15 protein-coding genes are annotated in these 12,689 nt (G+C 65.9%); 5 read left to right on the top strand and 10 right to left on the bottom strand.

The features are described 5' to 3' along the window. Positions 1–168 precede the first annotated feature (168 nt). On the top strand, positions 169–639 hold the full coding sequence (greA, locus tag METH_RS03000; RefSeq protein WP_024088931.1) for a transcription elongation factor GreA: 471 nt from the start codon (positions 169–171) through the stop codon (positions 637–639). Between the two features lie 22 nt (positions 640–661). Next, positions 662–1,693, top strand: coding sequence for a hypothetical protein (locus METH_RS02995; RefSeq protein WP_024088930.1), 1,032 nt, complete (start codon positions 662–664; stop codon positions 1,691–1,693). 183 nt (positions 1,694–1,876) lie between these two features. On the opposite strand, the gene METH_RS02990 is transcribed toward METH_RS02995, so the two are convergent. The 4 genes from METH_RS02990 to METH_RS02975 form a co-directional block, all read right to left on the bottom strand. Then, a complete protein-coding gene (locus METH_RS02990; RefSeq protein WP_024088929.1) occupies positions 1,877–4,009 on the bottom strand; it encodes a molybdopterin-binding protein in 2,133 nt (710 codons plus the stop codon). Beyond that, positions 4,006–4,497 carry a molybdopterin-guanine dinucleotide biosynthesis protein B gene (mobB, locus tag METH_RS02985; protein WP_024088928.1) on the bottom strand — a complete coding sequence of 164 codons (492 nt, stop codon included), beginning with the start codon at positions 4,495–4,497 and terminating at the stop codon, positions 4,006–4,008. The genes METH_RS02990 and mobB overlap by 4 nt, the downstream gene beginning before the upstream one ends. After that, a complete protein-coding gene (gene mobA, locus METH_RS02980; RefSeq protein WP_024088927.1) occupies positions 4,494–5,138 on the bottom strand; it encodes a molybdenum cofactor guanylyltransferase MobA in 645 nt (214 codons plus the stop codon). Before mobA ends, mobB begins: the two co-directional genes overlap by 4 nt. 61 nt (positions 5,139–5,199) lie before the next feature. Beyond that, positions 5,200–6,075 carry a formate dehydrogenase accessory sulfurtransferase FdhD gene (locus tag METH_RS02975; protein WP_245602979.1) on the bottom strand — a complete coding sequence of 292 codons (876 nt, stop codon included), beginning with the start codon at positions 6,073–6,075 and terminating at the stop codon, positions 5,200–5,202. Between the two features lie 64 nt (positions 6,076–6,139). On the opposite strand from METH_RS02975, the gene METH_RS02970 reads away from it, so the two are divergent. Together METH_RS02970 and METH_RS02965 are read left to right on the top strand one after the other, a co-directional pair. Beyond that, positions 6,140–6,868 carry an AzlC family ABC transporter permease gene (locus tag METH_RS02970; protein WP_024088925.1) on the top strand — a complete coding sequence of 243 codons (729 nt, stop codon included), beginning with the start codon at positions 6,140–6,142 and terminating at the stop codon, positions 6,866–6,868. Continuing rightward, positions 6,865–7,194 carry an AzlD domain-containing protein gene (locus tag METH_RS02965; protein WP_024088924.1) on the top strand — a complete coding sequence of 110 codons (330 nt, stop codon included), beginning with the start codon at positions 6,865–6,867 and terminating at the stop codon, positions 7,192–7,194. The genes METH_RS02970 and METH_RS02965 overlap by 4 nt, the downstream gene beginning before the upstream one ends. A gap of 85 nt (positions 7,195–7,279) precedes the next feature. On the opposite strand, the gene METH_RS02960 is transcribed toward METH_RS02965, so the two are convergent. The 6 genes from METH_RS02960 to METH_RS02940 form a co-directional block, all read right to left on the bottom strand. Further along, on the bottom strand, positions 7,280–7,900 hold the full coding sequence (locus tag METH_RS02960) for a hypothetical protein (protein ID WP_024088923.1): 621 nt from the start codon (positions 7,898–7,900) through the stop codon (positions 7,280–7,282). A gap of 23 nt (positions 7,901–7,923) precedes the next feature. After that, positions 7,924–8,058: an aa3-type cytochrome c oxidase subunit IV gene (locus METH_RS02955; RefSeq protein ID WP_024088922.1), complete on the bottom strand. Its 135-nt coding sequence runs from the start codon at positions 8,056–8,058 to the stop codon at positions 7,924–7,926. Then, positions 8,051–8,173: a hypothetical protein gene (locus tag METH_RS25105; RefSeq protein WP_281173411.1), complete on the bottom strand. Its 123-nt coding sequence runs from the start codon at positions 8,171–8,173 to the stop codon at positions 8,051–8,053. Before METH_RS25105 ends, METH_RS02955 begins: the two co-directional genes overlap by 8 nt. Before the next feature lie 71 nt (positions 8,174–8,244). After that, positions 8,245–8,697: a DUF6173 family protein gene (locus METH_RS02950; protein WP_024088920.1), complete on the bottom strand. Its 453-nt coding sequence runs from the start codon at positions 8,695–8,697 to the stop codon at positions 8,245–8,247. A 26-nt stretch (positions 8,698–8,723) separates the two neighbouring features. After that, positions 8,724–9,770, bottom strand: coding sequence for an MBL fold metallo-hydrolase (locus tag METH_RS02945; RefSeq protein ID WP_024088919.1), 1,047 nt, complete (start codon positions 9,768–9,770; stop codon positions 8,724–8,726). Positions 9,771–9,773: 3 nt separating this feature from the next. Next, positions 9,774–11,477, bottom strand: a complete 1,704-nt coding sequence (locus METH_RS02940; protein WP_024088918.1) for an acyl-CoA dehydrogenase — start codon at positions 11,475–11,477, stop codon at positions 9,774–9,776. 142 nt (positions 11,478–11,619) lie between these two features. Here METH_RS02940 and METH_RS02935 point away from each other — a divergent pair, with 142 nt between their 5' ends. Then, positions 11,620–12,570, top strand: a complete 951-nt coding sequence (locus METH_RS02935) for an L-threonylcarbamoyladenylate synthase (protein WP_024088917.1) — start codon at positions 11,620–11,622, stop codon at positions 12,568–12,570. Positions 12,571–12,689: the final 119 nt, after the last annotated feature.

Here is a 12,689-nt window from a genome sequence, read left to right as displayed (position 1 = left end):
CTGCTTAGGCGGAATTGCGTGCCTGGAAGCCCCGCGCGCACTTGAAATCAGGTGCAGGATTGGGTCAGGTAATTGTCAACCGGACCGGAGGCCCCGCGGCTTATGCTGCGGGGCTGCGGTTTTCCGACTGACAAGAACACAACAATAATAGCGACCTGGACCAATCTCATGGAAAAGATCCCGATGACCCCCACGGGTCACGCCGCGCTGGAAAGCGAACTGAAGAACCTGAAATCCGTCGAACGCCCGGCGATCATCAAGGCGATTGCCGAAGCGCGCGAGCTGGGCGATTTGTCGGAGAACGCCGAATACCACTCGGCCCGCGAAAAGCAGTCCTTCATCGAGGGCCGCATCAAGGAGCTGGAAGGCATCCTGTCGCTGGCAGATGTGATAAACCCGGCCAAACTCTCAGGGGCCATCAAATTCGGCGCCAGGGTGACCGTGGTGGACGAGGACACTGACGAAGAGAAGACCTGGCAGATCGTTGGCGAGCATGAAGCCAACATTGAAGCGGGTCTGCTGAACATCAAATCGCCGATTGCGCGCGCCTTGATCGGCAAGGACGAAAGCGACAGTGTGGAGGTGCGCACACCCGGCGGCATCCGCGCGTATGAAATTCTCAAGATCGTCTATTCCTGATCCGCAAAAAAAGCGAGTGTTCATGACAGGCTCCAGCAGCAGTCCCGGCCCTAATCCGTCTCCCGCCGGCAATCGCCCGCTGCGGCGCTTTGACGGACCTTCGGGCAATGGGCTGGGCGGTGCCGAGCTGGCTGCCATCGGCCTGGGTGCGGTCTGGCTGCTGGCGGCAGCTGCTGTGTATCTGGTTGCCCCGGAGGACGCCGGGCCGGCGCATTGGACCGGCCTGATCACTGGCGGCCTTGCCTTGGTGCTGCCGCTGGCGATGCTGTGGGTTGCGGCCTCTGCTGCGCGTTCGGCCCGGGTGATTCGGGAAGAGTGCGAGCAGCTGCAGGCCGCCATTGACGGGCTGCGGCAGACCTATCTGTCCCAGTCCCAGCAGCATGCCGCGGTGGCCGAGCCGGCAATGGTCAAGCGGCTGGAGGAGATCGCCGAGGCCACCCGCAAGACCGAAACCGCGCTGGCCACCTTCCACACCAGCCGCCGCGATCCGCAGCGCCCGGCAATCCCCGCCGAAGCGGCCGAGCTGGCAGCGGCCGAGCAAGGATCGCTGGCTTTGGGCACCCAGGCCGGGGATGCCGCGCCGCCGCTGCCCGCAGAACATTTCATCCGGGCGCTGAACTTCCCGGAAACGGCTGAGGATCAGGACGGTTTCGCCGCCCTGCGCGCCGCCCTGCAGGACCGCAAGGCCGCCCAGGTGATCCAGGCGGCGCAGGATGTGCTGACCCTGCTCAGCCAGGACGGCATTTATATGGACGATCTGCGCCCTGACATGGCCCGCCCCGAGATCTGGCGCCAGTTTGCCCAGGGCGCACGCGGCCGTGCGGTTGCCCCCCTTGGCGGCGTGCGCGACCGCACCTCGCTGGCGCTGACGGCGGCGCGGATGAAGCAGGACCCGATTTTCCGCGACGCCGCGCACCATTTTCTGCGCCGCTTCGACCAGATGTTTGCCGATTTCGAAACCGAGGCCACCGATGGCGAGATTTCCGCCCTTGGCAACACCCGCACCGCCCGCGCGTTCATGCTGCTGGGCCGGGTGGCGGGCACGTTCGACTGACCGGGCGGCCCTGAGCGGCCGCTGCCTCCCCTCCCGGCGGCAAAGCCGCCTGCCGGGCAGCGGGACGCGCGTATTTTGAGAAAGATGAAGCAACGGAGCGCCGCGCCGGGCGCCAGCCCGGCGCCCGGCCAAACCGCGGGCAAGCATCTGTGATGCGCTGTGCCGCGGGCGGGAGCACCCCGGTTACATGGCAAAGCTGCCGTAGGGAATGAAACGAACCGGATCGCCCGGTTTGATATGGCCGGGGCCGTCGCCAAGCTCCACCAGCCCTTCGGCCCAGCTGAGGCCGCTGATCCGGCCGGAGCCTTCGGATTTGAACACCTCCGCGCGGCCGTCCCGCACCCGCGCGCGCAGGTATTCGCGGCGGCCCGGCTTCTTGCGCTTTTCAAAGGCGGCCGGAACCTCGAACCCCTGCGGGGCCTGCCAGCCAGCGCCCGCCATCAGCCCCATTGCGGGGCGGGCAAAGATCAGCGTGCAGACCAAGGCCGCCACCGGGTTGCCCGGCAGGCCGAAGACCGGCGTGCCCTGCCACATGCCCAAGGCCAGCGGGCGGCCGGGTTTCAGCGCGATCCGCCATTCCTGCATCGCACCGGCCTCGCGCAGCAGCGCCGACATATGATCCTCGTCCCCGGCTGAGGCACCGCCCGAAGTCAGGATCACATCCGTTCGCGCTGCCGCGCCGTCGAGATGCGCGCGCAGGGATTCGCGGTCGTCTGCGGCCTTGCCCAGATCCACCGGCACGAAGCCCAGCTGCCGCATCAGCGCCAGCAGCATCGGGCGATTGGCATCGAATATCTGCCCCTTGCCGGCCGGTTCCCCCGCCTCGACCAGCTCGTCGCCGGTGGAGAGCACCCCGGCCCGCAGCGGCAGCCGCACCGTGAGCTCCGCCAGCCCGGTTGCAGCGGCCAGCGCCAGATCGGCAGGGGACACGACCCGGCCCGCGGGCAGAATCACCTCATCTGCGGAGACATCCTCGCCTGCCTTGCGGGTGTTCGCCCCGCGCTTCAGCGGGCCGTTGAAGGCGATCCGGGCGCCGTCGGTGCTGACGTCTTCCTCGAGGATCACCGTGTCCACGCCATCGGGCAGCGCTGCCCCGGTCAGCACCCGGATGGCGCTGCCGCCGGGCACCGCGCCATCAAATGGGACACCGGCCGCTGCGCGGCCCTGAACCAGCGGCAGCACATGCGGCCCCTCTGCCCGGCCGCCTGCGAAACCGTAACCGTCCACCGCCGTATTCGGCAGCGGCGGGTTGGCGCGTTCGGCCACCGCATCCTCTGCCAGCACCCGGCCCAGGGCGTCTGCCAGCGGCACCGTTTCCCCCCCGGTGACAGGGCCGAGCCGGTCCTTCAGCAGTTGCAGCGCATCATCGACCGGGGTCCAGTCGACGCCCGCAGGCAGGGCAAAGCAATCATTGCTGAGCGGCGGCGGTGCCAGCCGTCCCGGTTCATCAGCGGCCAGCGCATTCAAGCGGTCTTCGTATCCAGTGCCCAATATCCAAGCCTCCTCTTGCGCTGCCTCAGGCGCAGCGGCCAGCATTGCCGCCAGCTCTTCCGCAGGCAAACGGCCGAGCGCCTGCGACAACAGCCGCATCTGCACCCGGTCGCGTATCTCTTCCGGGCCTGCAACGGCCATGGCAGCCTTGACGGCGGGTTCGATCAATCCTGGCCAAATTTCTGCCAACACTGCTTGCGCAGTCTCAACCTTCTCGAACGGCCAGACAGCGGCCTTGTGCCGAAGCCGCAGCCGCTGCAGCACCGGCACCCCCATGAGGGTCTGGCTGCCTACCGTCGGGTTGAAAAACAGCTGAAAACAGGAGGAAGACGCTTTGGCCGCCAGATCCGCGCTGCGCCGTTCTGCCACTTCTTCATAGCTTATACCGGCCTTGCGGTAGGGAATGTCCGGCCAGTTCTTCTGATCCGGCTTGCCCCAGAACGGGCCGGCGCCGGCAAACAGCCGGTTCATTGCAGAGGCCACATCAAACCGGTTGTTGCTGCCGTCCTCAGCGTCTTCGATCCGCTCTTCCAGCCACTGCCAAAGGGCCAAGGGGTCATCCGACCCGGTCACCCGGCGCGCAAATCCGCGCGGATAGCCGAAGGGAAAATCAAAAGCCGCCAATACCCGCCGCCCTGCGGCCTGTTCCTCCTCAAGGAATTTGCTGATCCACGCCTCTGCCTCCTGCCGGCTGCGGCAGTAGATCTGCTGTTGCGCGGTTCCGCCGCGCGCCACCCCGAGCCAGATCGCATCTTTGCTTTGGCGCCGGGGCTTGCGTTTGGCGGCGGACCAGTCGACGGTCAGAACGGTGTCAAATCCGGTCACAGACCCAAGTCCAACTGGATGAAATCCGCAATCGCCGAAGTGGCGTTCAGATCAAAAACCGGGCGGTCCAGATCCAGCGGGGTGTCGCTGGCGACGGCCCGGATGCTGGCATCCTGCAGAGCGATCAGGTCTGTGCCTGCGGCCTTCCGGCAGGCCTCGACCTTGGGGTGGGGTTCGCGTTTGTAGCCCTCGACCAGCACCAGATCGACCGGACGCAAGCGCGCCAGCAGCTCGGCCAGCGGCGGCTCTGCTGCGCCGCGCAGCTCTTGCATGATTGCCACGCGCCCTGCCGAGGCCAGCACCACCTCGGACGCGCCTGCCTGGCGGTGGCGGTAGCTGTCGGTGCCGGGCTGGTCCACGTCCGTTGCGTGATGGGCGTGCTTGATGGTGGAGACAGTGAGGCCGCGGGACGTGAACTCCGTTACCAGCCGTTCCATCAGCCCGGTCTTGCCGTTGTTCTTCCAGCCGGTGACGCCGTAGATCTTCATTTCAGCAGCGCCTCGGCGCGGGCCAGATCCTCAGGCGTGTTGATGTTGAAGAAGGGATCAAAGGGATCGGCCCCGAACAGGGCCTCGCGGCCGCCGTGCCGGTCGGTCCAGATGACCACCTTGCGCAGGCCATCATTCAGCGCGGCGCGCAGGTCTTCGCGTAAGGCAACCGGCCACAGACCAAAGGCCGGGTGGCGGTTGATCCGCTTGCCGCCGCCGGACTTCAGCGCCTCGTCGCCGGTGCGCGGGGTGGTGGCCATAACCAGCGGATGGTCCATCCCTTCTGCCGCGGCGGTCAGCCGGGTCACCAGGTCCTGCGGGAAAAACGGCGTATCGGCGGCGGCGGTGACGATGGTCTCCGCGCCCTGCTCTGCCGCCCAGTCGAGGCCCGCGAGCACACCCGCCAGCGGGCCGGCGAAGCCCTCTATCGAGTCGGCAATGACCGGCAGCCCCAGGTCATCGAACCGCTCCGGATCGCCATTGGCGTTAAGCGCGAGGCCCGCGACTTGCGGCGAAAGCCGGCCCACGACGCGGGACAGCAGGCTTTGGCCGCCGACCTGCAGCCGCCCCTTGTCGCCGCCGCCCATCCGGGTGGCGAGGCCGCCTGCGAGGATGATACCGAGGGGTTTGATTTCTGTCATGCCTTCTCCTCCAGAGCAGGAAAACACGCGTTTCCCGGGCCGAAATCCGCGCGGAAACCGCTTACCCGTCCGCACTCTTTCTCCGGTGTTTCTTGTCTTCCACCGGCGCGTCTTTCGGGTCCATGTCGCGCAGCAGGCGCTCCTCGCCCGAGAGGCAGATGAACCGCTGGCCGCGCATCCGGCCGATCAGGGTGAGGCCAACCTCGCGCGCGATTTCAACGCCCCAGGCGGTGAACCCTGAGCGCGACGCCAGCACCGGGATGCCCATCATCGCGGTCTTGATCACCATCTCCGAGGTCAGCCGCCCGGTGGTATAGAGGATCTTGTCCGCGGGTTCTGCCTGCTCTGACAGCATCCAGCCGGCGATCTTGTCCACCGCGTTGTGGCGGCCGACGTCCTCCATATAGACCAGCGGGCGGTCCTGATGGCAGAGCACGGTGCCGTGGATGGCGCCGGCTTCCAGATACAGCGAGGGTGTGCGGTTGATCTTGTGGGCCAGCGTGTAAAGCCAGGAAGTCTTCACCTGCACCTCGGGCAGGCGCACGTCCTCCAGTCCCTCCATCATGTCGCCGAAGACGGTGCCGACCGCGCAGCCGGAGGTGCGGGTCTTCTTCTTCAGCTTTTCCTCGTGGCTGGTTTCCACCGCAGTGCGGACCACCACGGTTTCCAGATCCTCGTCATAATCGACGCGGGTGACTTCATCCCCGTCCAGCAGCATGCGCTGATTGCGCAGGAAGCCAAGCGCCAGGTATTCCGGATAGTCGCCGATGGTCATCGCGGTGACGATTTCCTGGGAATTCAGGAAGATGGTCAGCGGCCGCTCCTCGACCACGGCAATCTCGCTGGCCTCGCCGTTCTGGTCCACCCCGGTGACGGCGCGGGTCAGCCGCGGGTCGGCAACGCCGGGCGCGATCAGATATTCTGACGTGATATCCATACTCACCAATTGCATTCCTTCTGCCACCGCCGTAGGCCGGTTGCACGCAATCTAGGACGCGCAGATGGCAATCACCACCACCAAATCGGCCTTCTGGAAGGGGTTTCGCGACAGCGCCCCTTTTATCTTCATGGCCTCGCCCTTCGGCTTTCTGTTCGGGGTGCTGGCGGCCGAGGCCGGGCTGATCGTGCCCGAAGCCTTTGCGTTTTCATTGGCGGTCTTTGCCGGCGCCGCCCAGTTCACCGCGCTGCAGCTGATGCAGGAGAACGCGCCGCTGATCATCATCCTGATCTCGGCGCTGGCGGTGAACCTGCGGATGGCGATGTATTCGGCGTCGCTGACGCCTTACCTGGGCGATGCGCCGATGTGGCAGCGGGCGCTGGCCGCCTATTTCATGGTGGATCAGTCCTATGCGCTGTCAATCGTCAAATTCGAGACTGAGCCGGAACTGACCGCACCGCAGCGGATGGCCTATTTTCTTGGCACCAATGGCATTGTGGCCCCGGCCTGGGTGATCGCCACCGCATTTGGCGCGCTGGTCGGCACCCGGATCCCTGACAGCTGGGGTGTTGATTTCGTGCTGCCGCTGGCGTTCCTGGCGATGATCGGCCCGATGCTGCGCACGCCGGCCCATATCGCCGCCTGTTTCGTCGCCGTGGCCACCGCCCTGCCCGCCGCAGCCCTGCCCTATAACCTGGGGCTGATTGTGGCCGGCATTGCCGGCATGATTGCCGGTGCCCAGGCGGAGCTGTGGCTGGAGCGGCAGAAAACCAAGTCGGAGGCCGCGCAATGAGCAGTATTCCCGCCCCGCTTCTCTGGACTGTGATCCTTGGCCTGGCCGTGGGCAGCTATGCCCTGCGGTTCGCCTTCATCGGCTTCATGGGCGGCAAGCCGATTGCGCCCTGGCTGATGCGGCACCTGCGCTATACCGCCGTTGCGATCATCCCGGCGCTGGTGGCACCGCTGGTGGTCTGGCCGGCGCCCACCGATGGCGCCCCCAGCCTGATGCATTTTGCGGCCGCTGCCGCGACCTTGGCGGTGGGTTACCTGACCAGGAACGTGCTGTACGGGCTTGGCGCCGGCGGGGTATCATTGCTGCTGCTGTATCTCGCGGCTTAAAGCTGCTCGCCCCGCAAGGCTGCCTCGGCAATCCAAGGCCATGAACAGCATGGGCGGCGCCTTCGGCGTGTCCCGGACAGCAGGGTTAATCCGCAGCAGCGCTCAGCGCGGCGTCGCCTTTGGCAAGGCCCGCCTGCAGATCGGCGCTGTCGTTCTCGTAGTAGCGCTCCGTCACCACCCCCGGAAGCCGGCCGAATTGCGCTGACAGCTTTTCCGGATAGAAGGTGCGGTTCAGGCTCTCGAACCCGGGGATCTGCTGCAGGATGCCGATGGTGGCCTGAGCGCAATAGGCGCCCGGCACAGGGCCATTGGCGACCGCCAGCCGATAGGCTTTCTGAGCCTGCTCCGGCGTAACCTCGATCCGCTGCACCACCACATGGAAGGTGCTGCGGGCATGGGCGCCGCGATAGGCCTGCTCCACCGCGGGGGTGATGCCATAAAGCACGTCGTTGCGTTCCGGCACCACCGAGGCATAGAAGGAGCCTGCCGGATCAAAGATCACCCGCTCTGACGCATTGATCATCAATGACGCATGGCCGCCCCGGCCGGTGCGGTTGTTGATCATGGTATAAAGGGTCAGCGCGGGCGGCCCGGGGTGGCGGTAAGACACCCGGGCCAGGGTTTCGGCATCCGCATTGGGCTGCTGCGGTGCCGCGCACCCCGCCAGCGCCAGCAGAACCGCGCCGAGGCACAGAAGATTGCGCACGGCGCGCTCCGCGGATCAGGCGGTCAGGTGGCGAAGATCGCCAGGAAGACGGCAAAAATGACCAGAGCAATGCAGGAGCGGGTGATGAAAGTCAGAAAGCCTGCGTAGACTTTTTCCTGAACCGCGGTGTCCATGGTGCCGTGCTGATGTTCAGCCATGTGAGTTATCCCTCAATTCACGTGCATTTTTCTGGTGATTACTGGATTTGCCGCGCTCTGTCACCACGTCATTCGGGCGCATCAGCGGGAAATACGCGGTGAATTCCGCAGTCATGCCCGCAGTCATGGCATCCGGCGGACCCGGCACCGCCGCGCAGGCGAATCGGCCGGGCCCTGCCCCTGGGCTTAAGCCTGCTCCAAATCCGAAGCGAGCCGGAAGCCGATCCGGTTGGCGGGGGCTTTTTCCTGTGCTTTGGGCACCGCCCGCAGCATCACGTTCAGCTGGCTGACATGCTGCACCAGCTGGGTGCGCCCGCCGGGGCCTTCGCTGCCATAAAAGGTGATGATATCGGGATCGTAATAGCCCATGCCTTCGATCCGGAGCACCCCCGCATTGCCGCCGGCAAAGCCCATCGCAACCTCGTGCTCGGCGTCCAGCTGCTGTTCGAAATTCTGGATATAAAGGATCAGCCGCTCGTAGGCCCAGCGCGCCGGGCTTTTGGCCGCGTCCTGCTTTTGCAGTTTTTCCGGAATCTTGCGCAGGCCTGTGCAGGCCTCGGGATCGGCATGAACCTCGTGCACGCAGGGCAGCACCGCCGCCTCTGCCGCCTCGGCGCTGGTAGAAATCTCGTCGCTCATGGTGCCTCCCCCAAATACGGGGTGCGTCACCCCTTGCGCTGATAGAGCCAAGCGCCGTCTTCGCGTTTCCAGCGGTCCACCTGGCCGGTGTGGTACAGATGATTTACATGGGCCACCGCCTCGACCAGCGCAAGCCCGTACTCGCCTTCGCCGATTGTGCGCTTGAACAGCGGCGCAAAGCAATCGGCGGCTGTCTGCGGCACAGAAAGATGATCCATCAGCCGCTCCAGCGCACCGTGATGATTGCCGATCAGCTGCTGCATCCGCAAGGGCAGCCGGGTGAAGGGCAGCTTGTGCCCGCCCAAGGCCAGATGATCGGGCCGCGCCAGTTTCGACAGGCGCTCGCAGGCCTCCAGCCATTCGCCCAAGGGATCCGCCATCGGCTCGGTCGCATAGACGCCGATGTTGGGGCTGATGGTCGACAGGATCTGATCGCCGGTGATCACCAGATTGTCGTCGCGGCTCCAGAAGGTCGCGTGTTCCGGTGCATGGCCGTTGCCGACGTGCACATCCCAGTCGCGCCCCCCCATGCGGATTGCATCCCCCTGCCTGATGCGGGTGAACCCCAGCGGCATCGGATAAACCGTATCGGCAAAGTTGAAGGGCCGGTCGCTGGCCCGTTTGTCATAGAAGGCCGTGTCCATGCCCGCACTGCGGTAATAGGCCAGCGTCTCCTCCGGCCAGGTCTCCTGCACATCCAGCGTCAGCATGCGGGCGAACAGCCAGGCGGTGCGGGTGGTGACCAGTTCGGCGCCATGCTGCGACTGGAACCAGCCGGCCAGGCCGATGTGGTCCGGGTGGTGATGGGTGCCGACAACGCGGGTGACCGGCTTGCCCTTCAGCGGGCCCGCCATCAGGCTGTCCCAGATCGCCCGGCTTTTGCGGGTGTTGAAGCCGGTATCGATCACCGTCCAGCCATCGCCGTCATCCAGCGCGTAGATATTGACGTGATCGAGCTTCATCGGCAGCGGCTGGCGCATCCAAAGCACGCCGTCGGCCACTTCGATGGCTTCGCCCTGTGCGGGCGGCTGTTCCCACGGGGTGCGGGGGGAAACGTCGGGAATGTCAGTCACAGATCAGCCTGCCAGTTCATCAAGGGTGAGGGCAAAGGCCCCCGCAGCGCCGGCCTGGGCATGGGCCAGCAGGCTGCCATGTTCGGGCAGCATCCGGGTGATGTAGAACCGCGCCAGTTTTTCGCGCGGACCACCCTGATCCGCCATCGCTGCCGCCAGATGGTAATGGCCGCCCAGCACCCGGGCGAAGGCCCGCAGATACGGCACGGAACCGGCAAAGCGATCCTGCATGTCCTGCTGGGCGGCCAGCCATTCGGTGGCTTCGCGCAGGCTTTCACAGGCCTGCCAGACGGATTCGGCCATATTCGGATGGGTGGTGCGGGCGCGTTCGGCCTGCTCCTCGATCTCGTCGATCAGGGCAAAACCCATTTCGCCGCCGTCCATCATCTTGCGCGCCACCAGGTCCATCGACTGGATGCCATTGGTGCCCTCGTAGATCGCGGTCACCCGCACGTCGCGGTAATATTGCGCAGCACCGCTTTCCTCGATGAAGCCCATGCCGCCATGCACCTGCACCCCGGTCTCTGCCACCCGGATCCCGGTGTCGGTTCCGAATGCCTTGGCTATCGGCGTCAGGAATGCTGCGCGGGCGGCCCAGTCCTTTGCACCGGTGGCGGTCTGCATGTCGATGGCCTGCGCACAGGCCAGCAGGATTGCGCGGGAGGCAAACAGGTCCGCCTTCATCTCCATCAGCATCCGGCGCACATCGGCGTGGTCCGCAATCGTGCCGCTGGCAGTCTTGCCCTGTTTGCGCTCTAGCGCATATGCCAGCGCATGCTGATAGGCGCCTTCGCCTGCCCCCACGCCCTGGCCGCCGACGCCGAGGCGCGCGTTGTTCATCATGGTGAACATGGCTGCCATGCCGCCATGCTCCTCGCCGATCAGCCAGCCGGTGGCACCGTCATATTGCATCACGCAGGTGGGGGAGCCGTGCAGGCCCATCTTGTGCTCGAGGCTGACGACCTTCAGATCGTTTGCCGCGCCCGGATTGCCATCTGCGTCCGGCAGGAATTTCGGCACCAGAAACAGGGAAATCCCCTTGGTCCCCGGCACGCCGTCCGGCAGCCGCGCCAGCACCAGATGGCAGATGTTGCCGCAGAAATCATTATCGCCCCAGGAGATGAAGATCTTCTGGCCGCTGACCGCATAGGTGCCATCGCCGTTCGGCTCGGCCTTGGAGCTGAGCGCACCCACGTCCGAACCGGCCTGCGGTTCGGTCAGGTTCATGGTGCCGGACCATTCGCCGGAGATCAGTTTGGGCAGATACAGTTCCTTGATCGCATCCGGGGCGTGATGCTCCAGCGCCTCGATCTGGCCCTGGGTCATCAGCGGTGCCAGCTGCAGCGACAAACAGGCGCCCGCCATCATTTCGTTCACCGCGGTGGCTACCGTCAGCGGCAGCCCCATGCCGCCGTGTTCCTCTGGCGCGCTCATGCCGATCCAGCCGCCATCGGCGATGGCCTTGAACCCATCGCCGAAACCGGGCGAGGTCCGCAGCACGCCGTTCTCCAGAAAGGCCGGGGTCAGGTCCCCGTTGCGTTGCAAGGGGGCCATCACCTCGTCGCACATCTTGCCAGCCTCGTTAAGGATGGCGCTCACCACATCCGGCGTTGCCTCTGCAAAGCGGTCTGTGGCCGGGATGGCGCCATAGCCGACGACGTGGTTCAGCAGAAACTCATACTCGGAAACGGGGGCACGGAAGGTCATGGGCGTCCTCTGGAGGTCATTTAGGGGGCAACCTGGCACGGGCAGCCTTGGCTTCCCGGCACGGGCCTATTATGGTCGATGGCTTGACCGATTACCTAATCGGACGCTCATCTCAATCAACCAAAACGCCGCGTCACCTGGAATGCCCCTGCACCGCACCGAAATTCTTGCCGCCACGGCAACCGGCATTGCCCGCGCCGCCCAATTGCTGCGGGACGGCAAGCTGGTCTCGTTCCCGACCGAGACGGTCTATGGCCTTGGCGCCGATGCCCGGCAGGGCGCGGCTGTGGCAGCGATCTATGAGGCCAAGGGGCGGCCCTCCTTCAACCCGTTGATCGCGCATGTGCATTCCGCAGAGGCCGGCCGCCGCTATGTGGACTGGAACGAAACGGCTGAGCAGCTGGCCCAGGCCTTCTGGCCCGGTCCGCTGACCCTGGTGCTGCCGCTGCGCGCGGGCCACGGAATATCGCCGCTGGTCACTGCCGGCCTCGGGACTTTGGGCTTGCGCGTGCCAGCGCATCCCGCAGGCCAGGCCCTGCTGCAGGCGCTGGACGGTCCGGTGGCCGCGCCGTCGGCCAATCCTTCGGGCAGGATCAGCCCCACCACCGCGGCCCATGTGCAGGCCGGGCTGGACGGCCGCATCGCCGCGATTCTGGATGACGGCGCCTGCGGGGTCGGGCTGGAATCAACCATTGTCGGGCTCGCAGGCCCGGCGCCGATGCTGCTGCGCCCGGGCGGGCTGGCGGCAGAAGATATCGAGGCCGTGCTGGGCAAAAAGCTGGTAATGCGCGACGTCCAGGACCCGCTGACCGCCCCGGGCCAGCTGCTGTCCCACTACGCCCCGGGCGCGCCGGTCCGGCTGAACGCCGCCAAGGCTGAGGATGGAGAGCTGTATCTTGGGTTCGGCCCGGGAGGAGGCGATCTGAACCTCTCCGCCAGCGCAGACCTGGCCGAGGCCGCCGCCAATCTTTTTGGCCACCTGCACCGTCTGGACGCCCTTGGCAAACCCATCGCGGTGGCGCCGGTTCCGGATCACGGATTGGGCGAAGCCATCAACGACCGGCTTGTCCGCGCCGCCGCGCCCAGGGGTTGAGCCGCCCCGGCACCCGGCCGCCCGGCCGCCCGGCCAGGACACCCCCGCCCGATTGAAAACCATCAAGAACGGGTGCCAAAATACGTAAGCCAAACTGTTGGGCATAGCGCCGCGCAAGC

The sequence above is a fragment of the Leisingera methylohalidivorans DSM 14336 genome (genome assembly GCF_000511355.1).
Lineage (GTDB): Bacteria > Pseudomonadota > Alphaproteobacteria > Rhodobacterales > Rhodobacteraceae > Leisingera > Leisingera methylohalidivorans.
The sequence above is the reverse complement of the archived record's forward strand: the minus strand, read 5'-3'. Positions and strand labels throughout refer to the sequence as shown.